At 71.2% G+C, this 25,774-nt stretch carries 19 protein-coding genes; 8 read left to right on the top strand and 11 right to left on the bottom strand.

Features of this window, described 5'->3' with window-relative positions:
- Positions 1-20 precede the first annotated feature (20 nt).
- Positions 21-2,585, top strand: coding sequence for a SpoIIE family protein phosphatase (locus tag ACIQMX_RS02025; RefSeq protein WP_402475567.1), 2,565 nt, complete (start codon positions 21-23; stop codon positions 2,583-2,585).
- A gap of 12 nt (positions 2,586-2,597) precedes the next feature.
- Here ACIQMX_RS02025 and ACIQMX_RS02020 read toward each other — a convergent pair whose 3' ends face one another.
- The gene (locus ACIQMX_RS02020; RefSeq protein ID WP_363066627.1) at positions 2,598-3,311 is read right to left on the bottom strand and encodes a PspA/IM30 family protein; all 714 of its coding nucleotides are present in this window, start codon (positions 3,309-3,311) and stop codon (positions 2,598-2,600) included.
- 63 nt (positions 3,312-3,374) lie between these two features.
- Positions 3,375-5,489 (bottom strand): TPM domain-containing protein, encoded by a 2,115-nt coding sequence (locus tag ACIQMX_RS02015; RefSeq protein ID WP_402475565.1) that lies wholly within the window; start codon positions 5,487-5,489, stop codon positions 3,375-3,377.
- A gap of 236 nt (positions 5,490-5,725) precedes the next feature.
- Here ACIQMX_RS02015 and ACIQMX_RS02010 point away from each other — a divergent pair, with 236 nt between their 5' ends.
- Positions 5,726-6,727 carry a hypothetical protein gene (locus ACIQMX_RS02010; protein WP_402474393.1) on the top strand — a complete coding sequence of 334 codons (1,002 nt, stop codon included), beginning with the start codon at positions 5,726-5,728 and terminating at the stop codon, positions 6,725-6,727.
- A 240-nt stretch (positions 6,728-6,967) separates the two neighbouring features.
- On the opposite strand, the gene ACIQMX_RS02005 is transcribed toward ACIQMX_RS02010, so the two are convergent.
- The 4 genes from ACIQMX_RS02005 to ACIQMX_RS01990 all read right to left on the bottom strand — a co-directional run bounded on the left by ACIQMX_RS02005 (position 6,968) and on the right by ACIQMX_RS01990 (position 11,409).
- The gene (locus tag ACIQMX_RS02005) at positions 6,968-8,170 is read right to left on the bottom strand and encodes a glycoside hydrolase family 1 protein (protein WP_402474391.1); all 1,203 of its coding nucleotides are present in this window, start codon (positions 8,168-8,170) and stop codon (positions 6,968-6,970) included.
- A gap of 82 nt (positions 8,171-8,252) precedes the next feature.
- A complete protein-coding gene (locus tag ACIQMX_RS02000) occupies positions 8,253-9,164 on the bottom strand; it encodes a carbohydrate ABC transporter permease (protein ID WP_363066625.1) in 912 nt (303 codons plus the stop codon).
- Positions 9,161-10,153: a carbohydrate ABC transporter permease gene (locus tag ACIQMX_RS01995; protein WP_402474390.1), complete on the bottom strand. Its 993-nt coding sequence runs from the start codon at positions 10,151-10,153 to the stop codon at positions 9,161-9,163. Before ACIQMX_RS01995 ends, ACIQMX_RS02000 begins: the two co-directional genes overlap by 4 nt.
- Before the next feature lie 5 nt (positions 10,154-10,158).
- Positions 10,159-11,409, bottom strand: coding sequence for a sugar ABC transporter substrate-binding protein (locus ACIQMX_RS01990; RefSeq protein ID WP_363066623.1), 1,251 nt, complete (start codon positions 11,407-11,409; stop codon positions 10,159-10,161).
- A 254-nt stretch (positions 11,410-11,663) separates the two neighbouring features.
- Between ACIQMX_RS01990 and ACIQMX_RS01985 the strand changes: the two genes are divergently transcribed.
- Positions 11,664-12,644, top strand: a complete 981-nt coding sequence (locus tag ACIQMX_RS01985; RefSeq protein WP_363066622.1) for an acetylxylan esterase — start codon at positions 11,664-11,666, stop codon at positions 12,642-12,644.
- A gap of 15 nt (positions 12,645-12,659) precedes the next feature.
- Here the strand turns inward: ACIQMX_RS01985 and ACIQMX_RS01980 are convergent, their stop codons facing one another.
- A complete protein-coding gene (locus ACIQMX_RS01980; RefSeq protein WP_363066621.1) occupies positions 12,660-13,712 on the bottom strand; it encodes a LacI family DNA-binding transcriptional regulator in 1,053 nt (350 codons plus the stop codon).
- Positions 13,713-13,881: 169 nt separating this feature from the next.
- On the opposite strand from ACIQMX_RS01980, the gene ACIQMX_RS01975 reads away from it, so the two are divergent.
- From ACIQMX_RS01975 to ACIQMX_RS01965, 3 genes are read left to right on the top strand one after another with little or no spacing between them, the layout of a single operon-like run.
- The gene (locus ACIQMX_RS01975) at positions 13,882-14,337 is read left to right on the top strand and encodes a MarR family winged helix-turn-helix transcriptional regulator (protein WP_402474389.1); all 456 of its coding nucleotides are present in this window, start codon (positions 13,882-13,884) and stop codon (positions 14,335-14,337) included.
- Positions 14,334-15,758: an MFS transporter gene (locus tag ACIQMX_RS01970; protein ID WP_402474387.1), complete on the top strand. Its 1,425-nt coding sequence runs from the start codon at positions 14,334-14,336 to the stop codon at positions 15,756-15,758. Before ACIQMX_RS01975 ends, ACIQMX_RS01970 begins: the two co-directional genes overlap by 4 nt.
- A gap of 46 nt (positions 15,759-15,804) precedes the next feature.
- Positions 15,805-16,356: an isochorismatase family protein gene (locus ACIQMX_RS01965; protein WP_402474385.1), complete on the top strand. Its 552-nt coding sequence runs from the start codon at positions 15,805-15,807 to the stop codon at positions 16,354-16,356.
- A 22-nt stretch (positions 16,357-16,378) separates the two neighbouring features.
- Here the strand turns inward: ACIQMX_RS01965 and ACIQMX_RS01960 are convergent, their stop codons facing one another.
- The 4 genes from ACIQMX_RS01960 to ACIQMX_RS01945 are packed head-to-tail and all read right to left on the bottom strand — an operon-like array spanning position 16,379 to position 20,204.
- Positions 16,379-17,152, bottom strand: coding sequence for a succinate dehydrogenase/fumarate reductase iron-sulfur subunit (locus ACIQMX_RS01960; RefSeq protein ID WP_363066617.1), 774 nt, complete (start codon positions 17,150-17,152; stop codon positions 16,379-16,381).
- On the bottom strand, positions 17,149-19,059 hold the full coding sequence (locus ACIQMX_RS01955; RefSeq protein ID WP_402474384.1) for a fumarate reductase/succinate dehydrogenase flavoprotein subunit: 1,911 nt from the start codon (positions 19,057-19,059) through the stop codon (positions 17,149-17,151). The genes ACIQMX_RS01960 and ACIQMX_RS01955 overlap by 4 nt, the downstream gene beginning before the upstream one ends.
- On the bottom strand, positions 19,060-19,926 hold the full coding sequence (locus tag ACIQMX_RS01950) for a hypothetical protein (protein WP_402474382.1): 867 nt from the start codon (positions 19,924-19,926) through the stop codon (positions 19,060-19,062).
- A 29-nt stretch (positions 19,927-19,955) separates the two neighbouring features.
- A complete protein-coding gene (locus tag ACIQMX_RS01945) occupies positions 19,956-20,204 on the bottom strand; it encodes a hypothetical protein (protein ID WP_363066614.1) in 249 nt (82 codons plus the stop codon).
- 330 nt (positions 20,205-20,534) lie between these two features.
- Between ACIQMX_RS01945 and ACIQMX_RS01940 the strand changes: the two genes are divergently transcribed.
- Positions 20,535-22,949: an ABC transporter family substrate-binding protein gene (locus tag ACIQMX_RS01940; RefSeq protein WP_402474380.1), complete on the top strand. Its 2,415-nt coding sequence runs from the start codon at positions 20,535-20,537 to the stop codon at positions 22,947-22,949.
- Between the two features lie 527 nt (positions 22,950-23,476).
- Positions 23,477-25,348, top strand: a complete 1,872-nt coding sequence (gene typA, locus ACIQMX_RS01935) for a translational GTPase TypA (RefSeq protein ID WP_363066612.1) — start codon at positions 23,477-23,479, stop codon at positions 25,346-25,348.
- Positions 25,349-25,774: the final 426 nt, after the last annotated feature.

The raw sequence follows: 25,774 nt of genomic DNA, 5'->3' as shown, positions 1-25,774 counted from the left end.
CTGGGACAGCGGGCGACGTGGTGTGGCAGAGCAGTCCGCCTGGCTCGATCTACGACTACATCAGGGTCGCCTCCTTCTCGATCGGCCCCGATGGCCTGATCGAGCAGTGGAGCCGCCGGGCCGCCGGTCTCTTCGGCGTTGCCGCTCACGAGGCCATGGGCAAGGACCCGGTCGAGGCCTTCATGCCGTCCGAGCTGCGCCGTGACGGTCACCGCCGGATCGGCGAGGTGCTCGACGGCAAGGAGTGGACGGGCCTCGTCCCCTTCCGGATGCCGGGCGAGGACGCGGTGCGCGGGCTCGCCGAGATCTATGTGATGCCGAGCGAGACGGTGACCGGTGAACGGGCCGCGGTCTGCATCGTGGTGGACGTCCGAGCCCTGCGCCTCATCGAGACGGACCTCGCCGCCTCGCAGGCGATTTTCGGCCAATCCCCCTTCGGGTTCGTACTGTTCGGCACCGACCTCACCGTGCTGCGGGCCAACCAGCGGTTCGCCACCGTCTTCGGCGGCCGGGCGGACGAACACCGGGGCCGCACGGTCCACGACTACCTCGCGGGCGCCGAGGCGGACCGGCTGACGGCGACGCTCGAACGCGTCATGGCCACCGGCGACTCCGTCACCGACCTCCAGCTCGTCGGCACCGCCCCCGGCGACACCGAGCGCCGCCACTGGTCGATGAACCTCTACCGGGTGCACAGCGGTTCGGGCCACCCCATCGGCATCGCCGGACTGGCCACCGATGTGACCAGGCGCCACATCGCCGCCCGGGAGGCCGCCAGCGCCCGGCGCAACCTCGCCCTGCTCAACGAGGCCAGTGCCCGCATCGGCAACTCCCTCGACCTGGAGACGACCGCCCGCGAACTCCTCGACGTCGCCGTGCCCGGCTTCTGCGACCTCGCGTCCGTCGACCTCTACCAGGCCCTGCTCACCGGCGAGGAGACGTCGCCCGGCAGCGGCGGCTCCCCGCACGGGCAAGCGGTCGCCGGCTCCGCCGAACTGCGCCGCGTCGCCTTCGCCAGCGCCGTGTCGGACGCCGTGCCCGGCATCCCGGACCCCTCGTCCGACGCCGAGCCCCACACGGTCGACGGTCCGCCCGCTCTCGGCGCCGTGCACCACTACCCCTTCGGCTCACCCTGCGCCATCGCCCTGCGAACCGGCCATGTGGAGGACGTGCCCGGCGACGACCGCGGCTTCGTCCAGTCCACGCTCGCCGTGCCACTGGTCGCCCATGACACCGTGGTCGGCCTCGTACGCTTCTCCCGTACGAAGGGCAGCGAACCCTTCGGCGAGCGTGACCGGGGCCTGGCCACCGAGCTCGCCGCCCGCGCCGCCGTCTGCATCGACAACGCCCGCCTCTACCGCCGCGAGCACGAACGCGCGCTGATACTCCAGCGCAGCCTCCTGCCGCCCGGCGACCCCGAGGCCGCCGGCCTCGACATCGCCTGCCGTTATCTGCCCGGCAACACGGCGACCGAGGTCGGAGGCGACTGGTTCGACGTGATCGAGCTCCCCGGCCACCGCACCGCCCTCGTCGTCGGCGACGTGATGGGCCGCGGACTGCGCGCCGCCGTGGCCATGGGCGAACTGCGCACCGCCGTAAGGACCCTGGCCCTCCTCGACCTGGAGCCCGCCGAAGTCCTCTCCGCGCTCGACGAGGTCGCCCGGGGCCTCGGCACCCCCGGCGCCGGCACCTCGTCCGATGTGGGCGGCGGCGCCCAGTGGCCCTCGCGGGCCGCCCACAAGTCACGCGAGGCGGACCTCTCCGAGGTCTATCTCGCGACCTGCGTCTATGCCGTCTACGACCCCGTCACCCGGCGCTGCACCTTCGCCAACGCCGGTCACCTGCCCCCCGTCGTCGTCGAGCCGGGCGAAGCCGCGCTGCTCCTCGACGTACCGCCCGGCATGCCGCTCGGCGTCGGCGGCGAACCCTTCGAGGAGGTCGAGGTGGAGCTCAAGGAGGGCGCCCTGCTCGCCCTCTACACCGACGGGCTCGTCGAGTCCCGCGACCATCCGCTGGACGAGGGGCTCGAAGCACTGCGCCGGGCCCTCGTCGAACCGGCCCGGCCCCTCGAGGACGTCTGCGACCACGTACTGGGCTCGCTCGACACCCGGCACGGCGAGGACGACATCGCCCTGCTGATGGCCCGCATCCAGGGGCTGCCGGCCGACGCCGTCGGAGACTGGCGGCTGCCCCGCGAGCCCCGCTCGGTCGGCCGCGCCCGCGAACTGGCCCGCGACAGGCTGATCTCCTGGGACCTCGGCGAGCTGGTGGACACCACCGAACTGCTGGTCAGCGAACTCGTCACCAACGCCCTGCGGTACGGCGAGGGCGAGATCCGGCTGCGACTGCTGCGCGACCGCACCCTCGTGTGCGAGGTGTGGGACGCGGGCCTCGTCCAGCCGCGGCGCCGGCGGGCACGCGACACGGACGAGGGCGGCCGCGGACTCCAGCTGGTCGGACTGCTGAGCGCGGCCTGGGGATCGCGCCGGACACCGCGCGGCAAGACCGTCTGGTTCGAACTCCCGCTGCCCGACGGCGCACCGGCCGCCGAGCGCACGGTGGAGGAACTGCTCAGCATGTTCTGAGGCAGGGCCCTGTCACGAAGTGGTCTTCAGCGCGGCGAGGCGGGCTTCCACCTCGGCGCTGTCGCCCAGCGTGTCCAACTGCTCGAACTGGGCGTCCAGCGACGACGCGGCGAGCTCCTGCTTGCCCACCGCCTTCGCCTCCTCGCGCCGCACCTTGTCCTCGAACCGGCTGAGCTCGCTGGTCGGGTCGAGGACGTCGATGCTCTTGACGGCGTCCATCATCCGGTTCTGCGCCTGGGCGGACTTGGCACGGGCCACCAGCTCGTCGCGCTTGGACTTCAGCTCCGTCAGCTTCGCCTTCATCCGGTCCAGGCCGGACTTCAGCTTGTCCACCACCTCGGTCTGCGAGGCGATCGTGGGCTCCGCCGTCCTCGCCTCCTTCTCCGACTGGAGCTGGCGGCCGAGCGCGACCTTGGCCAGGTTGTCGAACTTGTCGGCGTCCGGGCCCGATCCGCCCGCCCGCAGCTCATCGGCCTTGCGGCTGGCGGCGAGCGCCTTCTCGCCCCACTCCTTGGCCGCCGCGACGTCCTCGCGGTGGTCCTCCTCCATGAGGCGCAGATTGCCGATCGTGGCGGCCACGGCCTGTTCGGCCTCCGCGATGTTGGACGTGTAGTCGCGGATCAGCTGGTCCAGCATCTTCTGCGGGTCCTCGGCCTGGTCGATCAGCGCGTTGATGTTGGCCTTCGCCAGCTGGGTGACGCGTCCGAGAACGGTCTGCTTGGTCATGGCACCTCTCCTGTGTGTCCGGTCCTGCTGAGCAACGTGAACGCGTACGGATGTCGGGCTCGTTCAGAAGCGGCCGCCACCGCCCCGCCGGCCGCGGGTGCCCCCGCCGCCGAAACTGCCCGGTCCGCCGCCCCCGCCGAAGCCGCCGCCCCCGAAACCGCCGCCCCGGCCGCCTCCGCCGCCCAGGAGCCCGCCGAGGATGATCCCGCCGAGCACCGCGCCGCCCATGCCCCCGCCGCTGCCCGGCATCCCGCCGCCCGGGCCGCCGCGGCCGCCGTACGCGCGCACGTCCTGCTCCGCGAGGCTCCGTGCCTCACCGGCCAGCGCGTCCGCCCGCTGCGCCTCGGCCAGCGCGGTCTGCGGATCGTCCGTCCCGGCCGGCCCCCCGGCCCGTTCCAGCCGCCGCTGCGCCTCCGCCAGCCGGGTCCTGGCCTGGCTGCCGACGGCTCCGCGGTTCGTGGTGATGTAGTCGGCGGCGCCGCCGATGGCCGACCGTGCGGTGAGCATCGCCTGGTCGAGCAGGGACCGGGCCCGCCGGTTGCCCTGTTCCTGCTCGCGGGCACCGGCCAGCGCCTCGTCCAGCGCCGCGTCGGCCTCCTCCACCCGCCGCAGGGCGTCGATCGGGTCGTACGCTCCCGCGCCCAGCTCCTCCCGCACATCGCGGGCCACGGTCTGCGCGCGGGCGATCCGGCCCCGCAGGTCCGCGGTGGACACGCCCTCCGCCGTGCCCTCCAACAACCCTCCCGCGTCCGCCAGGTCCGTCTCCGTCTCCGTGAGCGCGGCCGGCAGCCCGGCCGCCGCCTCCTCCAGCTCCCGGGCCCGCCGGTCGACGGCGTCGACGAGCGTGGCCGCCTGGCCGACGGCACCCTCGGTGGCCCGTACGTACACCGCCGCCGAGGCGTGGTCGCCGCCGTCCACCGCCTGGCGGGCCTGGTTGAGCGACGACGTCGCGAAGACGAGCCGGTCCTTGGCCTGCTCGATGCCGTCCGCCACGGGGGCCGACGCGGACGGCGCGTAACGGCCGCGCAGGGTGGTGAGCGTGGCCTCGGCGGCGGTGACCCGGCCGGCGAGCGCACGGAACGCGGTCTCGGCCGCGGCCAGTGCCTGCGGGGCGTCGCGTTCCAGTTCCCGCAGCCGGTCGAAGTCCTCCGAGACGTCGTCCAGGCGGGCGTCGGCGTCCGCGCAGCGGCCGATGATCTCGTCCAGCATCCGCCGGCGCGTGGTGTCGTCCTCGGGGAAGGCGTCGTCGAGCTGCTGACGCAACCGGAACGCCGTCGTCAGCTCGCCCTTGGCGTAGGCGACCGCAGCCGTGAACGGTGCGGCGGCCTCCTCGCCGAACTGGGCGGTGGCGAAGCCGAGCTCCTCCTCGCTCGTGCGGACCGCGTCGTCCGTGGCGACGAGCGTCTCCTTGGCCCGCGCGTCGAGTTCGGGGAGCGGGGTGGGGGGCTGCGGTGGCCCGTCCCGCCCGCCTCCGGCCGGCCCCCAGCCCGTCGCGCCGGGCGTCGTACGGGTGGTGGCGCGCCGCCGGCGCCGGGTGAACGCGTACGCGGCGACCGCCGCGGCACCGCCGACGAGGACGATCGGCAGCACCAGGTCCCAGCCACTCGTCCCGCCGGAGCTTCCCGTGCCGGGGTCGTCGGCGCCCGGGGTGATCGCCGGGGTGGGGACGGGTGAGCCGGCCAGCACGGCGGAGTACCCGTCGGCGGCCCCGATGGCCGCACCCGCCCAGTCGTTCTCCTTGAGCGCGGGCTCGATCGCGGTGCTCGCCACGTCCCGGAGCTGTGCGTCGGTGAGCCGGGAGTCCTGGTCGACGGAGTAGGCGTACTGCCGGTCGTGGGTGGCGACGGCCAGCAGGACGTCGTCGGTGCCGAGTCCGTTGCGGCCGGCCGTCTCGTCGGCCCAGTCCTGCGGGGAGCGCCCGGAGAAGTCACGGACGTAGGCCACGAAGAGCTGGATGCGGCGTTGGTCGTAGAGCCGGTCGAGGGCGGTCACGACCTCGGCCCTGCGGTCTCCGAGCGCACCGACCCTGTCGGTGATCTGCCCGTCGCGGGACAGCGTGACGGGGTCGTCGGCGCGAGCGGCCGACGCGGTCACAAGGGCCAGCCAGCACACCGCCGACAGCACGGCGAGCAGGGCCCGGCCCGGTATGAGGATCCGGGTTCGGCTCACAGGCGGCATCACGTTTGCGAGGTTATGTCCGCCTCGGGAGCCCCGCGACCCGGCACACGCTCCGTACGCCCCGCCCGGGAACGGCCCCCGCACCCGGTGCGTCCTGCTCTTCGTACGGGCGTGGCGCACCGAGGGACGCGCCGGGCCCGTTCGTGCAGCCGGAGTACGCGAGACCTACAGGGGGCACGCACGTGCGTGGGCGAATGGGGCGGGCGTCTGCCGCCGTGCGGAGCGGGGCGGCCCGGATGCTCGGCATTTGGCCGCGGCGGATCGCGTTCGGGCTGGTCCTGGTGGTCGTGGTGCCGGTCCTCACCGCGGGCGTCGCCCTGCGCCTCAACTTCACCGGCGACCCCGGAGACGGCACCCGGACCCGTGGCCGCGACGCGATCTGGCTGGGGCACGCCTGGGTCGACGGCCGGAAGAAGGACGCCGACCTGGCCGCGTTCGCCGCCCGGATCAAGGGGACGGGCATCAGGGACCTGTACGTCCACGCCGGGCCGCTGGAGCACGACGGGACCGTGCCCGCCTCCCGCTACCCCAGGGCCTCCTGGCTGATCGGCGCCGTGCACCGCACCATGCCCGGCATCCGGGTGCAGGCCTGGCTCGGGGACAGGCTGGCGAGCGAGGGACCCGACGGGCTGCGGCTGGAGCGCGCCGCGTCACGCGACGCGGTCGTCCGATCGGCGCGGCAGATCCTGGACGCCGGGTTCGACGGCGTGCACTTCGACCTGGAACCGCTGCACTCCGGCGACGCGCACTACCTCTCGCTCCTGGACGACCTGCACGTCCTGACCCGGGCCCGCGCGGTGCCGCTGTCCGTCGCCGCCCACCAGATCGACCCGCTGCCCGCCGCGCAGACCGTCCTCGGCGCGGTATCCGGCCGGGGCAAGTGGTGGTCGCAGAAGTACTTCGGGCAGGTGGCCCGCCGGGTCGACCAGATCGCCGTCATGTCGTACGACACCTGGATGCCGCTGGAAGGGCTCTACGGCGGGTACGTGGCCGAGCAGACGGCGCTGGCCCTCGAAGTGACGCCCCGCGGCACCGATCTGCTGATGGGGCTGCCGTTCTTCCACGAGAACGACCTGGGGCACCACGCGTCGGCGGAGACGGTCGCGGCCGCGGTCCGCGGCACCCGGCTGGGGCTGGGCCGTACGGACCGCGGCCGGGAAAGGTTCGGGGTCGCGCTCTATGTCGACTTCGCCGCGGAGGACGGCGACTGGGCCGCGTACCGGGAGGGCTGGCACTGACCCCGGCAGGCGCCGAACCCGGTACGGCCGGCTCAGGCACCGAACCGCTCCTCGGCGAGCAGCGGCCGCATCCGTGAGCGGAACCCACCGGTCCTGAAGGGCTGTTGCGGCAGTCGGGGGCCGTGGGAACCGGACCGCGCCGGGGCTGCGGAGGTGCGGTACGGGAGCCGGCGGAGGTCAGGTTCCGCCGGCTCCCGTACGGGCGGGAGCCGTCAGGAGCTCCCGGTCGAAGGGCCGGGGTCAGCCGGCGTCGCGCGGCAGGGTGCGGGTGCGGCCCATCTCGCCGAGCCAGACGGCGGACGGCTTCGGCAGCCGCTCGAACGTCTCCGGGTTCCAGCCGATGAGGCCGAAGGTGGGCGCGTAGGAGCCCCACTCGTAGTTGTCGAGCGCGCTCCAGGCCAGGTAGCCCTGGATGTTGAGGCCGTCCTCCAGGGCGGAGGCGACCTCGTTCAGCGCACCGGTGTAGTAGTCGATCCGGCGGCTGTCGACATCGGTGGCGATGCCGTTCTCGGTGACGATCAGCGGCATGTCGTGGCCCACGACATCGGCGGTGTGGCGCAGCGCGTACCCGACGGCGGAGGGGTAGTACTCCCACTGCGTGAGGGTGCGCTCGACGTCGTCCGCGGTGGGGATGGGGCCGTCCGTGCCGATCTTCGTCCGGGTGTAGGACTGCACGCCGATCCAGTCGTCGCCGCGGGCGGCCTCGATGAAGACGTCCTCGCGGGGGTGGCGGTAGGCCGCGGTGACGTCCTCGGCGCCGGGCAGGGCCTGGTAGACCTGGTTGGCGATGGTCCAGCCGACCTGGATGTCGGCGTTGATCGCCTTGACCTCCTTGACGGCCGCGTGGTGGGCGGCGATCACGGCCACGGTGGTCTCGTCGTCCGGGGTCGGCAGACCGGCGGGCGGGAAGCCGATGTCGCCGCGCTTGGCCTGGCCCGCCATGACGGCGATCATGTTCGGCTCGTTGATGGTGCAGACGTGGCTGACGCCTTCGGCGATGACCGGTGCGCAGGCCGCGACGTAGCGGGCGAACAGCTCGGTCGCGCCCTCGGCGGTGAAGCCGCCGCGGGCCTCGAACCACTGGGGCACGGTGAAGTGGTGCAGGGTGACCATGGGGCGCAGTCCGCGCTCGATGGCGCCCTCGACCATCCTGCGGTAGTGCGCGAGCTCGGCCCGGGAGAACCGGCCCTCGGCGGGCTCGATGCGGGCCCACTCGATGGAGAACCGGTAGTCGGTGAAGCCCAGTCCGGCCAGCACGTCCATGTCCTCGTGCCAGCGGTGGTAGCTGTCGGATGCGTCGAGGCTGGGCTCCTGGATGTGGGTGCCCGCGGTGTGCTCCTTGACCCACCAGTCGCTGTTGGTGTTGTTGCCCTCGATCTGGTGGGCGGCCGTGGAGGCGCCCCACAGGAAGCCTTCGGGGAACGGGACCTGGGTGTGCGTCATCGCAGACTGTCTTTCTGGTGCGTGAAGGGGGTGGCCGCGGGATGTGAGGGGCGCGGCCTCGTACGTGTCGGTGGGGCCGGGGCTACTTCATGCCCGCTGTGGCGATGCCCTGGGTGAAGTGCCGCTGGAGCGCGATGAACACGACCAGGACCGGCAGCACGATCAGGAAGGATCCGGCCATCAGCATGCCGTTGGAGCCGCCCGACTTGTTCGGGTCGGTCGCGAACGTCGCCAGGGCGACCGGGAGGGTGTACTTGTCGGGGTCGTTGGTCGCGATGAGCGGCCAGACGAAGTTGTTCCAGGAACCCAGGAACGTGAAGATCGACAGCGTTGCCAGCGCGGGCTTGACCAGCGGCATCACGATCCGCCAGAAGATGTACCACTCGCCGGCGCCGTCCATCCGGGCCGCTTCCAGCAGCTCGTCCGGGATCGACTGCATGAACTGCCGCATCAGGAAGACCCCGAAGGCGCCCGCCGCGAACGGCAGCACCAGACCGGCGTACGAGTCGATGAGGCCCATCTTGCTCATCAGCACGAACAGCGGCAGCAGCATCAGGTTGCCGGGCACCATGAGGGCGCCGAGCACCAGCCCGAAGATCTTGTTCCGGCCGGCGAACCTCAGCTTGGCCAGGGCGTACCCGAGCATCGAGCAGAACACCAGGTTCGAGACGGTGACCAGCACCGCCACGATCACCGAGTTCATGAAGTAGAGCGGCAGGTCGAGCTTGTCGAGCAGGTCCCGGAAGTTGTCCAGGGTCCACTCGGTCGGGATCCAGACCGGCGGGCTCGCGGTCAGCTCGCTCGTCGTCTTGAACGCGGACAGGGCCATCCACAGGAACGGCGCCGACATGACCAGCAGGCCGAGCGACAGCAGGACGTAGACGAGGACCCGCTTCAGGGACCGCGGCCGCTTCTTCCCGCCGGGCTGCCCGGCGTCCCCGGACTTCTTCGACGGCGCCGTCGAGACGGCGCCCGGTGCACTGGTGGCGCTCATTTCGTGTTGTCCTTCAGCAGTCGGAGCTGCAGCACCGTGATGCCCATGATCACTACGAAGAGGACATACGCCATGGCGCTCGCATAGCCCATGTGGAAGAAGTTGAAGCCCTCGCGGTACATGTTCAGCGAGACGGTGAGCGTCGAGTCCGAGGGGCCGCCCTGCGTCATCACGAAGGGTTCCTCGAAGACGTTGAGGTAGCCGATGGTGGTGATCACCGTGGCGTAGAGCAGCGTGGGCCGCAGCAGCGGGACCGTGATGCCCTTGAACTCCTGCCAGATGTTCGCGCCGTCCAGCCGCGCCGCCTCCCGCACCTCGGTGGGGATGGCCTGCAGACCGGCGATGAAGAGCACCATGACCGTGCCCAGGTTCCGCCAGACGGCCATCGCGATCATCGAGGGCATGGCGAGCTTCTCGGAGCCGAGGAAGTCCGGCGCGGTGAGGCCCACTTCGGAGAAGAGGCCCGCGACGAGACCGTCGCTCGGATCGAGGACGAAGCGCCAGACGACGGCGACCGCGACGATGGTGGTGACGACCGGGGCGTAGAAGCCGACGCGGAAGAAGGTCCGGGCCCGGTCGATGCCGTTGTTCAGCAGGACGGCGACGACCAGTCCGAGGAAGATCGTCAGCGGCACGCCGATGACCACGAAGTACGCCGTGTTGAACAGCGACTTGAGGAACTTCTCGTCGCCGAACAGCTTGGTGTAGTTCTCGAAGCCGATGAAGTTCGCGTCCAGCGGATGCGTCACGTTGCGCAGCCCGAAGTCCGTGAAGCTCATCACCAGCGTGGCGATGATCGGGACGGCCATGAAGACGAGGAAGAGCACCAGGAAGGGGGTGGAGAACAGCCAGCCGGCCATGTTCTGCACACCCATCGAGGGCTTCCTGCGGCTTCGCGAACCCTTCGGCCCGGCGGCCGGGGACGTGGTGGTCCCCGGCCCGGCCTGCACCTTGGCCGGCTGTGCGGCCTTTCCGGTCGTGGTGCTCATGGCTCCTACTTCACGAGGCCTTCGATCTCGGACTGCGCGGTCTTCAGCGCGTCCTCGGCGGAGGCCTTGCCCTGGGTCACCTTCGCTATGGCCTGGTCGACCTTGTCGGTGATCTCGCTCAGGTTGGGGAGCGAGGGGGAGGACTTGGCGGTGTCCATCTGCTTCTTGAAGATCTGCAGATCGGCGTCGTCGGCGAGGTCGCCCGAGGTCCAGGCGGCGGTGTTGGCCGGCAGGTCCTTGGTGCGCTCGTACCAGTCGGCCTGGCCCTTGGTGTCCGTCAGGTACTTGATGAACTCGGTGGCCGCGGCCTTGTGCTCGCTGTCCTTGGAGATCACCAGGGACGAGCCGCCGGCCATCGAGGTGGAGGACTTGTCGGCGGGGACGGCGGCGACCGCCCACTTGCCCTTGATCTGCGGCTGGCCCTCGTTCAGGAGGGTGACGTGCCAGGGGCCGCCGAAGAACATCGGGACGCGGCCGTTGCCGAAGTCCTTCACGACGTCGTAGCCGGGCTGCACGGACTTGTTCGAGAGCCCCTTGTCGAAGTACGAGCCGTACTCCTTGAGCGCCCTGACGGCCGCGGGGCTGTCGATGACGGCCTCGCCCTTGTCGTTGACGATCTCGCCGCCGGCCGAGTACAGGAAGGAGTAGAAGTTCTGCACCGTGTCCAGGCCGCTGGGCTGGATGGACAGGCCCCACTTGGTGTCCGCCTTCTTCTGGTAGGCGGTCGCGAGGGCCTGCATCTCCTTCCAGTCCGTCGGAGCCTTGGTGATGCCGGCCTTCTCGGCCAGGTCGGTGCGGTAGTAGAGGACGCGGGTGTCGACGTACCACGGCACGCCGTACGCCTGGCCGTCGACCTCGCCCTGCTTCCAGCCGGCCGGGAAGAAGTCCTTCTTCTGGAAGATCTTGGTGTCGACCGGTTCCAGGACGCCGAGCTCGGAGAACTCGCCCATGTAGCTTCCGCCCATCTGCGCCACGTCCGGCATGGTGCCGGCGGCGGCCGCGGAGACGAGCTTCTGGTGGGCGACGTCCCAGCCGACCGGGGTCACCTTGACGGTGATGTTCGGGTTGGCCTTCTCGTACACCTTGGCCACGTCCGCGAGCTTCTCGCCCTCGGCCCCCATGGCCCAGACGGTGAGCGTCTGCTTGCTGTCCGCGGCGACGTCCTCGCCACCGGAGCTGCCGCACGCGGTGAGGCCGAGGGAGAGCACGACAGCGATACCGATGCCGGTGGAGGCGGTTCTGGCGATGCGGGACATGGAGGGCTCCTCCTTGAGCAATCCGAATGTATGCGCTGCCTGTAAGCGCATACATCACTCTGCGGCAGAGATTCGGGAATCCGCAAGAGGGTGCTTGGTCACACTCGTGCAACGCGCCGGACATCCGAATGTTCAATTTGGAACGGTAAGCGGGCCGTTTGTGGAAAAGGTGATGATGTGACCGATTCCGCATGCTTGGTTCCAGGGCTGGACGGCGTCCGGTCCGGGCGGCGGGCGGCGATATTCTCGCGATCATGACTTCGTACGTGCACGACTTCCCGTTCGATCCGGCCTACGGGCACACCCTCGACGAGCTGACGGCCGTGCCCGCGCCGCCCGCTCCCGACGACTTCGCGGACTTCTGGCGGGCGCGGTACGAGGCGGCCCGCAAGGTCGCGACGGACCCCGAGATAGGCCCCGTCGAGGACGAGCGCGACGGCGTGCGGATCCACGGAGTGACGTACACCTCGGTGGGCGGGGTCCGCCTGGGCGGCTGGCTGGCCCTGCCGGTGGAGGCGGAGCCGGTACGCCACGGGTTCGTCATCGGGCACGGGTACGGAGGCAGGCAGGAGCCGGGTCCCGATGTACCGCTGCCGCTGCCCTCGTCGGCCGCGATCCTGCCGTGCGTACGGGGGATGGGCTCGCGCGGCCTCGTGGCGGGCATCCCCGACGTCTCCGCGCAGCACGTGCTGCACGGCATCGAGTCGCGCGACACCTACGTCATCGGCGACTGCGTGGCGGACCTGTGGTGCGCGGCCTCGGCGCTCGCGGAACTGGTGCCGGAGCTCGCCGGGCCGTCCCGGCTGGGCCTTCTCGGGGAGAGCTTCGGCGGCGGGCTCGGGGCGCTGGCCCTGCCGTGGGACGACCGGTTCGCGGCGGCGCAGCTGACGGTGCCCACGTTCGGGAACCACCCGCTGCGGCTCACGCTGCCCTGCGCGGGCAGTGGCGAGTCCGTGCGCGGGTACCACCGCGAACACCCCGAGGTCGTGGAGGTGCTGCGGTACTTCGACGCCGCGACGGCCGCGGGGTTCGTGGCGCGGCCGACGCTGGTGGCCGCGGCGCTGTTCGACCCGTCCGTGCCGCCGCCGGGCCAGTTCGCCGTGCACAACGCACTCGCGGGGGAGCGGGATCTGCTGGTGCTGCCGGCCGGACACTTCACGTACGACGGGCTGGAGCAGGAGGTGGCCGGGCTGGTGGCGGCGCGGCAGGCGTTCTTCGGGAAGCGGATGGCCTGAGGCCGGTCCGTACGGTCAGCAGCCGCAGCTGGTCCGGCGGATCACGGAGACCGGGAGGGTGAGCGACACCGGCTCGCGGCCGGTGTTGTTCAGGCGCTGGACCAGCAGCTCGACCGCCTGCTCGCCGAGCCGGCGGATCGGCTGGCGCACCGTCGTCAGCGACGGCTGGACGATCCGGCCGAGCGGGATCCCGTCGAAGCCGGTCACCGCCATGTCCTGAGGCACCCGCACCCCGCGCCGCGCCAGGGCGCGCAGGGCGCCCACCGCCATCTGGTCGTTGGCGAACAGCATCGCCTCGGGCCGCTCCCCGCCCCGGTCCAGCAACGCCTCGGCCGCCAGCGCCCCCTCGGCCTGCTTCATCATCGTCGTCCGCAGGGCCGGCTCGTCCGGTACCGGCAGGCCGGCCTCCCGGCAGGCCTCCTGGAAGCCGCGGAAGCGGGCCTGCGCGTCCGGTGAGTCGGTGTCGCCCCCGACGAAGACCAGCCGGCGCAGGCCGTGGTCCTCGATCAGGTGGCGGGTCAGTTCGCGCTCGCCGTCGGCGTTGGCGACGACGATGTGGTCCAGGTGGTCGATCTCGCGCGGTCCGGCGAGCATGACCACCGGCAGCCGGCGCGATATCACTTCGAGGTCCTCGGTCGGCACGGTCTGCGCCAGGACGGCGAACCCGTCGACCCGCCCCGCGACCTTCGCGACGAGGCTCTCCGGGCCGCCCTCCAGCGACGCCGCGATCAGCAGCGCGTACCCGTGCCGCCGGGCCGCGCGCTCCATGCCGCGGATGATCTGGTCGGAGTACAGCATCACGGCGTCGTCGGCGTCGCTGTCCGCCTCGGCGTCGGCCTCGGCGTCCGGGTCGGCGTAGTCGGGGAAGCACAGGCCGAGCACGCCGGTGGTGCGGCTCGCCAGTCCTCGCGCGTTGCCGCTCGGTACGTATCCGAGCTCGCGCGCCGCCTCCAGGACCCGCTCGCGGGTCTGGGCGCGTACGGAATCCGGGGTGCGGTAGACCCGCGAAACCGTGGCGATGGAAACACCCGACCGTTCCGCGACGTCGTACACCGTTGGGGCGCTCACTCGACCGACCGTCCGCTTCTTCTCTGTGCTGACGCGTGCCGGCAGAGATGTCGGCGTACACGTTTTGAAAGCGCATTCACCCTAGATCGCGGGCCGGGAACGGGCAAGGCCATCCAGGAATCGACAGGCAACCTTGCAAGATGCCCTGTACATCTTTTACGGTGGACGTATGACGCAACCGTCCGGAACCAGGCCCGCCGACCCGACCGCGGAAGAGGTGGCGCAGCAGCTCGCCTCCGTCGTCGGCAGGCTGCTGCGACGGCTGCGCTCCTCGTCGTCGGAGAGTCTGCTGACGCCGACCCAGCGTTCGGTGCTGGCCCGGCTGGAGGACGGGGGCCCGGCCACCACGGCCGATCTGGCCCGTGCCGAGTTCGTGCGCCCCCAGTCCATGCGTCTGACCCTGGGCGCCCTGGAGGAGCAAGGACTCGTCGAGCGGGCGCCCGATCCGGCCGACGGGCGCAAGTCGGTCGTGTCGGCGACGGACGCCGGCCGCACCACCCTCGCCGGGGTCCGGGCCGCGAAGCGCAACTGGCTCGCCGAGGCCGTCGCCGCCGAACTGGACGGGGCCGAGCGGCGCACCGTCGCCGAGGCCGCGGTCCTCATCGAGCGCCTGGTCGGTTCATGACCCGTCCGGACGCCCGCACCGTGACACCCGTCCGGCCCGCACGCCCGGACCGGGAGACGGCGCCCGGCCCCGGCTTCAGCACCCGGCTCACGGCACCGCTGCTCCTCGGCTCACTGCTCAACCCGCTCAACACGACCATGATCTCGACCGCGCTGGTGGCGATCGGGCACCACTTCGGCATCGGCGCGGCCGACACCGCCTGGCTGATCTCGGTCCTCTACCTCGCGAGCGCCGTCGCCCAGCCGGTCCTGGGCAGACTCGCCGACGTCCTCGGGCCGCGACGCGTCTTCCTCGCCGGCCTCGTCGTCGTCATCGCGTCCGGCGTCGTCGGGACGGTGGCGCCCGGCTTCGGATGGCTGATCGTGTCCCGGCTGCTGCTCGGCATCGGTACGTCGGCCGCCTACCCGGCCGCCATGGCGGTGCTGCGCGACGAGTCCGCCCGCATCGGCCGGGCCACTCCGCGTCCGGTGCTGGCCCGGCTCTCCTTCGCCGCGCTCGGCAGCGCGGCCGTCGGGCCCACGCTCGGCGGACTGCTGGTCATGGCCGTCGGCTGGCGCGGGATCTTCGCCGTGAACGTACCCGTCGCCCTGGTGGCCCTGGGGGCCGCACTGCTCTGGATCCCGGCCGACCCGCCGCGCGGGCGGGGAGCCGACGGCCGCATGCCCCGGCTGGGGCTGGACCCGCTCGGCATCGGCCTCTTCACCACGGCCCTGACCGTGCTGGTCTTCTTCCTGCTCGATCTGGCCCACCCGGTGTGGTGGCTGCTCGCGCCGTTCGTTCTGCTGGCCGGCGCCCTGGTGCAGTGGCAGTTGCGTCGCCCCGAGCCGTTCATCGACCTGCGGATGCTCGCGGCGAACGCCGCGCTGTCGCGTACGTACCTGCGGCACGGGGTCAGCTATCTGCTGATCTACGTGGTGATGTACGGATACACGCAGTGGCTGGAGGAGGCCCGTGGCTACTCGTCCGGGCACACCGGCCTGCTGATGCTCCCGATGTCCCTCGCCGCACTGGTCTGTTCGCTGCTCGGCGCGCGTACGAAGGGCATCCGAGGGCCTCTCGTCCTGGCCTGTGTGCTGCTCACCGCAGGGTCCGGGCTGCTGTTCCTCCTCGACCAGGACACCCCGGTCGCCGTCCTGCTGCTGGCCGGCGCCTGCTTCGGCATCCCCCAGGGGCTCATCGGCACGAGCAACCAGGCGGCCGTCCAGGCCTACGCCCCGCCCGAGTCCATCGGCTCCGCCGCCGGCCTCCAGCGCACCGCGCAGTACATAGGGGCCATCACCGCGTCCAGCCTGATCGCGCTCGCCTACGGGCAGTCGGCGGGTGACCACGGTCTCCACCTGATGGCCGCGGTGGCCGCGGTCCTGGGCGTCCTGCTCGTCGTCCTCACCGTCACCGACCGCGCCTTGCGCGGCCGTACCTGACCCAACTCCCCCCTCAAGCACCACCTGACCAAGGAGCACCACCACCATGAGCGCCACCGTCCTCGACCCGAAGACCGCGTTGATCGTCGTCGACCTCCAGAAGGGCATCGTCGGCCTGCCGACCGCCCACCCCGCCACCGAGATCGTCGCCCGCGCCGCGACCCTCGCCGACGCGTTCCGCGCCAAGGGCCTCCCGGTCGTCCTGGTCCGTGTGACCGGCGGAGCGCCCGGGCGTACGGAGGGTCCCGCACGGTCCGGGAAGCCGGCCGCCGACTGGGCAGAGATCGTGCCCGAACTCGGCCCGGCCGACGGCGACATCGTCGTCACCAAGCAGCAGTGGGGCGCCTTCTACGGCACCGACCTCGACCTCCGGCTGCGCCGCGGCGGCGTCACGCAGGTCGTGGTGGCCGGCATCGCGACCAGCATCGGCGTCGAGTCGACCGCCCGCGCGGCGCACGAGCACGGCTACCACGTCACGCTCGCCACGGACGCGATGACCGACATGAGCGCGGAGGCCCACGACAACAGCGTCGAGCGGATCTTCCCCCGCCTCGGCGAGAGCGACACCACCGACGCGATCGTCAAGCTGCTCGGCTGAAGGCCCTGAGGCCTTCAGGGCCTCAGTTCGCCTCCCGCCGACGGATCTTGTTCCCCAGCCACACCAGCGGGTCGTACTTCCGGTCCACCGCCCGCTCCTTCAGCGGGATCAGCGCGTTGTCGGTGATCTTGATGTGCTCGGGGCACACCTCCGTACAGCACTTCGTGATGTTGCAGAGCCCGAGCCCGTGCTCCTCCTGCGCCGTCGCCTTCCGGTCGAGACCGGACTCGGCGGCGGCGTCCAGGGGATGCATGTCCAGCTCGGCGACCCGCATCAGGAAGCGCGGTCCGGCGAAGGCCGTCTTGTTCTCCTCGTGGTCGCGCACCACATGACAGGTGTCCTGGCACAGGAAGCACTCGATGCACTTGCGGAACTCCTGCGAGCGGTCCACATCGACCTGCTGCATCCGGTACTCGCCCGGCTCCACGCCCTCCGGCGGGACGAAGGCCGGTATCTCGCGCGCCTTGGTGTAGTTGAACGACACGTCCGTCACCAGGTCACGCACCACGGGGAAGGCCCGCAGCGGAGTGACCGTGATCGTCTCACCGGGATCGAAGACCGACATCCGCGTCATGCACATCAGCCGCGGCCGGCCGTTGATCTCCGCGCTGCACGAACCGCACTTGCCCGCCTTGCAGTTCCACCGCACCGCCAGATCGCCCGCCTGGGTGGCCTGGATGCGGTGGATGAGGTCGAGGACGACCTCGCCGTCGTTGACCTCGACCTCGAAGTCCTCCAGGCCGCCGCCTCCGGCGTCCCCGCGCCACACCCTGAACCGTGCGTCGTAGCTGCTCACTCTTCGAGCTCCTCATCGGCGAGGTACTTGACCAGCTCCTCCTTCTCGAAGAGGGAGAGCAGGTCCGGACGGATGGGTTCGGTCACCTTGCGTACGAGATCGATCCGGCCGCTCGCGGCGTCCCGCTCGTCCACGGGCCGGCACAGGAGGTTGACCGGGCGCCAGGACCGTTCCATCACCGGGCAGTCCTCGCGGGTGTGGCCGCCGCGGCTCTCGGTGCGCTCCAGGGCCGCCCGTGCGATGCACTCGCTGACCAGCAGCATGTTCCGCAGGTCCAGGGCCAGGTGCCAGCCGGGGTTGAACTGCCGGTGCCCCTCGACCCCGGCGCGCCGGGCCCGTTCGCGCAGTCCGGCCAGCTTCTCCAGGGCCTTCTCCATCTCGGGGGCCCGCCGGATGATGCCGACCAGGTCGTTCATCGTCTGCTGCAGTTCCTGGTGCAGGGTGTACGGATTCTCCGTCGGCGCACCCCCGGCGAGCTCCTCCGCGCTGAACGGACGCAGGGCCTCCGCGGCGGCGGCGTCGATCTGCGCCTCGTCCACGACCGGCAGGGCGTCGGCGGAAGCGGCGTACCCGGCCGCGTGCAGCCCCGCCCGCCGGCCGAAGACCAGCAGGTCGGAGAGGGAGTTCCCGCCGAGCCGGTTGGAGCCGTGCATGCCGCCCGCGACCTCGCCGGCCGCGAACAGGCCGGGCACGTCCAGGGCCGCCGCGGTGTCGGAGTCGACGGCTATGCCGCCCATCACGTAGTGGCAGGTCGGGCCGACCTCCATCGCCTCGGCCGTGATGTCGACGTCCGCCAGCTCCTTGAACTGGTGGTACATCGACGGCAGCCGGCGCCGGATCCGTTCCGCCGGCATCCGGGTCGACACGTCCAGGAACACCCCGCCGTGCGGCGTGCCGCGGCCGGCCTTCACCTCCGCGTTGATGGCGCGGGCGACCTCGTCGCGCGGCAGCAGCTCGGGCGGGCGGCGGTTGTGGTCCGGGTCCTCGTACCAGCGGTCGCCCTCCTCCTCCGACTGCGCGTACTTCTCCTTGAACACGTCGGGGACGTAGTCGAACATGAACCGCTTGCCCTCGGAGTTGCGCAGCACACCGCCGTCCCCGCGCACCGACTCGGTGACGAGGATGCCCTTGACGGAGGGCGGCCAGACCATGCCGGTGGGATGGAACTGCACGAACTCCATGTTCAGCAGGGGTGCGCCGGCCAGCAGCGCGAGTGCGTGGCCGTCGCCGGTGTACTCCCAGGAGTTCGACGTCACCTTGAAGGACTTGCCGATCCCGCCGGTGGCGAGGACGACCGCGGGCGCCTCCAGCACGAAGAAGCGGCCGCTCTCGCGCTCGTAGCAGAAGGTCCCGGAGACGCGGTCCCCGTCCTTCAGGACGCGCGTCACCGTGCACTCCTGGAAGACCTTCAGACGTGCCTCCGGGTCACCGGACTCGCGCTCGTCCTCCTGCTGGAGCGAGACGATCTTCTGCTGGAGGGTGCGGATCAGTTCGAGGCCGGTACGGTCCCCGACATGGGCCAGGCGCGGGTACTCGTGGCCGCCGAAGTTGCGCTGCGAGATCTTTCCCTCGGGGGTGCGGTCGAAGAGCGCGCCCCAGGTCTCCAGCTCCCAGACCCGGTCGGGCGCCTCCTTGGCGTGCAGTTCCGCCATCCGCCACTGGTTGAGGAACTTCCCGCCGCGCATCGTGTCGCGGAAGTGCACCTGCCAGTTGTCCCCGGAGTTCACATTGCCCATGGAGGCGGCGATACCGCCCTCCGCCATGACCGTGTGCGCCTTGCCGAAGAGCGATTTGCAGATGACGGCCGTACGGGCCCCGCGCTCGCGGGCCTCGATGGCGGCGCGCAGCCCGGCGCCTCCGGCACCGACCACGACGACGTCCCACTGCTGTCGTTCGAGCTCAGTCATTCAGAAAAACCTCGGATCGTCGAAGGCGCCGGAGGCGACCAGGTACACATAGAAGTCGCACGCCGCCACGCTGATCAGCGAGGCCCAGGCGAGCAGCATGTGACGGGCGTTGAGCCGGCCCACCCAGCCCCACAGCCGGTAGCGCACGGGGTGCTTGGAGAAGTGCCGCAGCCGGCCGCCGATGATGTGCCGGCAGGAGTGGCAGGACAGGGTGTACGCCCAGATCAGGGCGATGTTGACCAGGAAGATCAGTGAGCCCAGGCCCATGTGGCCCCAGGCGTAGTGCTCGTCGCGGAAGGTGAGCACGGTGTCGTACGTGAGGATCCCGGCGACCGGCACCGCCGCGTAGAAGAAGTACCGGTGGATGTTCTGCATGATCAGCGGGAAGCGGGTCTCGCCGCTGTACTTCCGGTGCGGCTCGGCGACCGCGCAGGCCGGGGGCGAGGCCCAGAAGCCCCGGTAGTAGGCCTTGCGGTAGTAGTAGCAGGTCAGCCGGAAGCCGAGCGGGAAGATCAGGATCAGCAGGGCGGGGGACAGGCCCCACCAGCCGCCGAGGATCTCCCAGTTCGGGCCGCTCCGCATGGGGGCGCAGTTGTCCGCCAGGCAGGGCGAGTAGAACGGCGAGACATAGGGCGCGGCGTAGTAGTCCGCGTTCGAGAACGCCCGCCACGTCGAGTAGACGATGAAGGCGAGCAGCCCGGCCGCCGTCACCGCGGGCGCCAGCCACCAGCGGTCGGTCCGCAGGTGCCGGGCGGCGATGGCGGCCCGCGTGGGGTGGTGCACCCCTGTCGTCCGGGCCGGCCCGTCCGTGGGGCGGGGCCCGGGGCCTGTTCCTGAATCCGTTCCTGTTTCCGTACCGGTGGCCAAGGAACTCTCCTGGGTTTGTCGGCTGCGCCCTACGGGGCGTGCCTGCCGGGGACGCCCAGACCCTCGTCGTCCGAGTCCGTCCACAGGGTGGCGTCGTACGGCGCCTCGGTGATCGTGATGACGCCGTCGACGGGTGCGGCGTGGGCGGCCGGGCCGGGCGGGTCCAGGGCGGTGGCCGCCTCGCGCAGTTGCGCAAGGCTCCGCTCCAGCCGTCCGACGGTGCGGACCAGGTCGTCGAGACAGTGCTGAACAGCCGTCAATTCGTCGTGCAGTGACATGACTTGATCTCACTTCCGCAGTCGCGGGTGGCCATGCTCATGCGCATGCGAGTGTCGCGCGTCACATCCCCGTTGGGAAGAGAGCGGGCGGCCCTGTCTTGCGGGGCGTGGGCGGGACGATGCCTTCGGACAGCGGGTTCCGGCCAGGACCGGCGCTCCGCCGCTCGGGTGAGGTTCGGGCCCGCTGCGCCGTGTCTGCGCGGTCTCCCGCGCGTGGGCGCTTTCAGTGGACGGGCGGAACCAGTGTGATCAACTGCAAATGCCACGAAACACGCAGAATCCGGCTCATTCGGGTAACGGTGGGCCGGGCCGTCCCCGGAGGTATCAGTCATGTCCCACGTCGGCGTCCCGCGCGGGACATCCCGAAAGCGCCGCTCGCTCGCACTGTTCACCACCGGGGTGCTCACCCTCCCCGTCCTCGCCGGCTGCAGCTCGGGCGGCGACGAGGCCACCAGTACCGTCGTCACCCCGCAGGACATCGCGTCCGCGTCCCGCGCCCAGGTGGCGGACGGCGGCACGGTCAACTGGGCCATCGACGCGATGCCCGCCACCCTCAACGCCTTCCAGGCCGACGCCGACGGCGCCACCACCCGGATCACCGGAGCCCTGCTGCCGACCCTGTTCCCGCTGGACGCCAAGGGCCGGCCGCAGCTCAATCCGGACTACCTGGAATCCGCGAAGGTCGTCGAGACCGAGCCGAAGCAGGTCGTGCTCTACCGGCTGAACCAGCAGGCGGTCTGGAGCGACGGCCGGGAGATCGGCGCACCGGACTTCGTCGCCCAGTGGCGCGCGCTGAGCGGCAAGGACTCCGCCTTCTGGACGGCCCGCAACGCCGGGTACGAACGCATCGACAAGATCGAGCGCGGCGCCGACGACCTGGAGGTCAAGGTCACCTTCGCCAAGCCGTACGCGGACTGGCGCTCCCTCTTCTCCCCGCTGTACCCGAAGCAGGTGACGGGCTCCCCGGACGCCTTCAACGACGGCGCACGCTCCACGCTCAAGGCGACCGCGGGACCGTTCCGGCTGCGCGAGGTGGACCAGGAGACGGGTTCCGTCACGCTGGCCCGCAACCCGCGCTGGTGGGGCAGGACCGCCAAGCTCGACTCGCTGGTCTTCAGGGCGGTCGAGCCGCAGGACCGCACGGAGGCGCTGACCGAGGGAAAGGTCGACGTCGCCGACATCGACGCGGCGACCGCGAACCGCATCGTCCAGGCCGCCCGGGACACCGGCGGCAACGGCGCACCGCCCGCCCACGGCCCGGGCTCCGAGATCACCCCGGCCCAGGCACTGCGGTCCTGGGCACTGGCCCACGGCTCCGACGAGGAGGTGGCCGAGGAGGCGCAGGAGGCCCGGGATGAGAAGGCCGCGGCCGCGAAGGCGTACGCCGCCGTCCAGAGCGACCTGCGCGGATACGCGGTCCGCAAGTCCCTGGAACCCGCCTACACCCAGCTCGCGCTGAACGGTGAGAGCGGGCCGCTCGCCGACGCCCGGGTACGCCGGGCGGTGGCCCGCGCCCTGGACCGCCAGGAGCTCGCCGACACGGTGCTCAAGCCGCTCGGCCTGCCGGCCGAACCCCCAGGCAGCCACCTGGCCCTCGCCGGGCAGCCCGCGTACAAGGACGGCAGCGACGCGCTCGGCAGCCAGGACACCAAGGAGGCGCAGGCGCTGCTGGCCGACGCCGGCTGGACGCGCGAGGGCGCTCTCAAGAAGACGGACGGCACCAAGGCGGGCAGCGAGGGCGAGAAGCAGGAGGACAGCGGCGAGAAGAAGGGGGAGGAGGAGAAGGCCGCGAAGGCCGGCGAGGAGAAGGCCGCCGAGAAGGAAGAGAAGGAGGGGAAGAAGGAGGAGAAGGCGCCGAGCGCGAAGGACGACGGCAAGACCGACGACGCCGCCGGGAGCGAGCCCGCCAAGGACGACGGCCTGTACATCGTCGGCGACGACAACAAGCCCGGCGAGGCCGAGGGCGCGGCCACCCACGTCATCGCGCCCGCCCCCGCCGCCGCCGTGCAGAGCGCCGCCCTGCTGCGCCAGGCCGGGCATCTGGGCGAGACGGGCGCCTCCGAGGACGCCCCCGTCCGGATCACCGCCCAGGACCGGCAGCCCGGCGGAGCGGCCGGCGCCTACGCCCCGGTCGGTACCGCAGCCCCGGTGCAGGCTCCCGACGCCGCCCGAGGCCCGCTGGGCAAGGACGGGAAGGCGCTGTCGCTGCGGTTCGTCCTGCCGTCGGGCCCCGGCTCCGAGTCCCTGCGCAGCGTCGGCGACAAGATCGCGGCGATGCTGGACACCATCGGGATCCGTACCGAGATCACCAAGGTCTCCGACGACAGCTACTTCCGGGACCACGTCGCCTCCGGGGACTACGACCTGGCGCTGTACTCCTGGCCCGCCACCGCCTACCCGGCCACGGACAACCGCCCGATTTTCGCCAAGCCGGTACCGGCCACCGACGGCTCGCTGCTGGTCGAGCAGAACTACTCCCGCGTCGGCACGGACCACATCGACCAGCTCTTCGACGAGGCGGTCTCGGAGCTCGACGAGAAGACGTCCCGGTCCCTGATGAAGCAGGCGGACGCCCGGATCTGGGCCGCCGCAGGATCGATTCCTCTCTACCAGCGCCCGCAGCTGGTCGCCACGGACAAGAAGCTCGTGAACGTCGGCGCCTTCGGCTTCGGGGTGCCGCACTACCAGGACATCGGTTTCAAGAAGCCGCAGTCCGCCGGCGCCCCGGCCAACCGGACGAAGTAGCCGGCCGGCCCGACGAAAGAGCAGGTCAGCGCCGGACCGAAAGCTCAGAACTGGCTCAATTCCCTTGCCCGCCGGACGGTCGGCGGGCAAGGCTGTGCGTACCTGTTGACCCGGGTGACCCCGACCACTCCACCGTCGGCCGAAGGGCCCCAACCCCGAGGACCGCGCAGTGGAGGCCCGCTCCGAGCCCCCGCCGAGGAGCCGCAGCCCCGGAGCCCCACCTCCGGAGTTGTTCCGGCCCCGCGTCCGCGTCGTCCGCCCGGGGGACCGTGTTCACGACCACCGGTGAATTCCGGCGGAAGACCTGATCACGGAGGCGGAAACATCAAGCGGACGCGGGTCCACCGCTTCACTCCGGACGCGGTGCGCCCGCTGCCTCGTGGCCGGTAGGACTTGCCCGGGAAGCCGGAGGCGCGCCCGCCCCGTACCATGGGACTAGCCGTGGCGCGTCCGCCCGGCGGGCGTACGAGGACTCAAGACCGACTAAGACGCCTGAATCCCCGATCCGAGAGAAGCGCAAGCCACCCATGCCCACGCGCCACGACATCCGTAACGTAGCCATCGTCGCCCACGTCGACCACGGCAAGACCACGCTGGTCGACGCCATGCTCAGGCAGGCCGGCGCCTTCGCCGCGCACGCCGCCGAGAACCTCGACGAACGCATGATGGACTCGAACGACCTGGAGCGTGAGAAGGGCATCACGATCCTGGCCAAGAACACGGCCGTGAAGTACCACCCCAAGGATGGCGGCGACGTCATCACGATCAACATCATCGACACCCCCGGCCACGCCGACTTCGGCGGTGAGGTCGAGCGAGGCCTGTCGATGGTCGACGCGGTCGTGCTGCTGGTCGACGCCTCCGAGGGCCCGCTGCCGCAGACCCGCTTCGTGCTGCGCAAGGCGCTGACGGCCAAGCTGCCGGTCATCCTCTGCATCAACAAGACGGACCGGCCGGACTCCCGGATCGCCGAGGTCATCGACGAGACGTACGACCTCTTCCTGGACCTGGACGCCGACGAGGACCAGATCGAGTTCCCGATCGTCTACGCCTGCGCCCGTGACGGCGTCGCCTCGCTGACCAAGCCGGAGGACGGCACCGTCCCGCCGGACAGCGACAGCCTGGAGCCGTTCTTCAGCACCATCCTCTCCGCGGTCCCGGCCCCCGAGTACGACGAGGACGCCCCGCTCCAGGCGCACGTCACCAACCTGGACGCCGACAACTTCCTCGGCCGTATCGCGCTGTGCCGCGTCGAGCAGGGCGAGCTGCGCAAGGGCCAGACGGTCACCTGGATCAAGCGTGACGGCACGCAGTCCAACGTCCGCATCACCGAGCTGCTGATGACCGAGGCGCTCACCCGCAAGCCCGCCGAGAAGGCGGGCCCGGGCGACATCTGCGCGATCGCCGGTATCCCGGACATCATGATCGGCGAGACCCTGGCCGACACCGAGAACCCGATCGCGCTCCCGCTGATCACGGTCGACGAGCCCGCCATCTCGATGACCATCGGTGCCAACACCTCGCCGCTCGTCGGCAAGGGCGGCAAGGGCCACAAGGTCACCGCGCGCCAGATCAAGGACCGCCTCGACCGCGAGCTCATCGGTAACGTCTCGCTCCGCGTGCTGGAAACCGAGCGTCCCGACGCGTGGGAGGTCCAGGGCCGCGGCGAGCTCGCCCTGGCCATCCTGGTCGAGACCATGCGCCGCGAGGGCTTCGAGCTGACCGTCGGCAAGCCGGAGGTCGTCACCAAGCAGGTCGACGGCAAGACCCACGAGCCGATCGAGCGCATGACGATCGACTCGCCGGAGGAGCACCTCGGCTCCATCACGCAGCTCATGGCGACCCGCAAGGGCCGCATGGAGACGATGACGAACCACGGTTCGGGCTGGGTCCGCATGGAGTGGATCGTCCCGTCCCGCGGCCTCATCGGCTTCCGTACGGAGTTCCTGACCCAGACCCGCGGCACGGGCATCGCGCACTCCCTGTTCGAGGGCCACGAGCCGTGGTTCGGCGAGCTGCGCACCCGTCACAACGGCTCGCTGGTGGCGGACCGTTCGGGCGTCGTGACGCCGTTCGCGATGGTCAACCTCCAGGAGCGCGGTGTCATCTTCACGGAGGCCGGCACCGAGGTCTACGAGGGCATGATCATCGGCGAGAACTCGCGCGCCGACGACATGGACGTGAACATCACCAAGGAGAAGAAGCTCACCAACATGCGTGCGGCTTCCGCGGACACCACGGAGAACGTGGTGCCCGCCCGCAAGCTGTCGCTCGAGCAGTCGCTGGAGTTCTGCCGCGACGACGAGTGCATCGAGGTCACCCCGGAGACCGTGCGTATCCGCAAGGTCGTCCTGGACCAGAAGGAGCGCGGCCGCTCCGCCTCGCGCGCCAAGCGCTGATCGCGCGAGAAAGGCCCGGTTCCGCGACTGCGCGGAACCGGGCCTTTCCCGTGCGCGGTTCCCGTTCTCCCCGCACCGCCGGGCGAAGCGGTTCCCCGCCGCGGCCCGCAGCGTCCCTGGAACCCGCCCGGAGGCCCTCCGGGGCGGTCTCCGGGCGCCCGGCGTCCGGCGCGCGGGACCAAGGCCGGAAATAACCCGAAACGCGCTCCGGGGGAGGCCTCGGGCGCGCGGGGGAGGCGGTCGCGGACGCGGGGGGAAGCCACCCGTCGGGCGACCCCGTTCCCGCGTCCCGGGACGGCGCCGGGCATGGACCGCCGGGCCGAGCCACGCAAGCTGTTTTCTTTCGGCAGACGTCCGGATATCGGGCGCCGTTCACCGGACCACGTGTTAACAGTCCGTTTCGGGTGTGTCTGTCTAGGATCCCTT

It is taken from the genome of Streptomyces sp. NPDC091416, from assembly GCF_044756845.1.
Lineage (GTDB): Bacteria > Actinomycetota > Actinomycetes > Streptomycetales > Streptomycetaceae > Streptomyces.
Note: the sequence above shows the minus strand (reverse complement) of the source record. Positions and strands in the feature narration are given on the sequence as shown.

Coding starts and splice junctions, on each gene's coding strand:
- ACIQMX_RS02020 (WP_363066627.1), bottom strand. CDS start 3,311: ATGACCAAGCAGACCGTTCTCGGACGCGTCACCCAGCTGGCGAAGGCC.
- ACIQMX_RS02015 (WP_402475565.1), bottom strand. CDS start 5,489: ATGCCGCCTGTGAGCCGAACCCGGATCCTCATACCGGGCCGGGCCCTG.
- ACIQMX_RS02010 (WP_402474393.1), top strand. CDS start 5,726: ATGCTCGGCATTTGGCCGCGGCGGATCGCGTTCGGGCTGGTCCTGGTG.
- ACIQMX_RS02005 (WP_402474391.1), bottom strand. CDS start 8,170: ATGACGCACACCCAGGTCCCGTTCCCCGAAGGCTTCCTGTGGGGCGCC.
- ACIQMX_RS02000 (WP_363066625.1), bottom strand. CDS start 9,164: ATGAGCGCCACCAGTGCACCGGGCGCCGTCTCGACGGCGCCGTCGAAG.
- ACIQMX_RS01995 (WP_402474390.1), bottom strand. CDS start 10,153: ATGAGCACCACGACCGGAAAGGCCGCACAGCCGGCCAAGGTGCAGGCC.
- ACIQMX_RS01990 (WP_363066623.1), bottom strand. CDS start 11,409: ATGTCCCGCATCGCCAGAACCGCCTCCACCGGCATCGGTATCGCTGTC.
- ACIQMX_RS01985 (WP_363066622.1), top strand. CDS start 11,664: ATGACTTCGTACGTGCACGACTTCCCGTTCGATCCGGCCTACGGGCAC.
- ACIQMX_RS01975 (WP_402474389.1), top strand. CDS start 13,882: ATGACGCAACCGTCCGGAACCAGGCCCGCCGACCCGACCGCGGAAGAG.
- ACIQMX_RS01970 (WP_402474387.1), top strand. CDS start 14,334: ATGACCCGTCCGGACGCCCGCACCGTGACACCCGTCCGGCCCGCACGC.
- ACIQMX_RS01965 (WP_402474385.1), top strand. CDS start 15,805: ATGAGCGCCACCGTCCTCGACCCGAAGACCGCGTTGATCGTCGTCGAC.
- ACIQMX_RS01955 (WP_402474384.1), bottom strand. CDS start 19,059: ATGACTGAGCTCGAACGACAGCAGTGGGACGTCGTCGTGGTCGGTGCC.
- ACIQMX_RS01945 (WP_363066614.1), bottom strand. CDS start 20,204: ATGTCACTGCACGACGAATTGACGGCTGTTCAGCACTGTCTCGACGAC.
- ACIQMX_RS01940 (WP_402474380.1), top strand. CDS start 20,535: ATGTCCCACGTCGGCGTCCCGCGCGGGACATCCCGAAAGCGCCGCTCG.
- typA (WP_363066612.1), top strand. CDS start 23,477: ATGCCCACGCGCCACGACATCCGTAACGTAGCCATCGTCGCCCACGTC.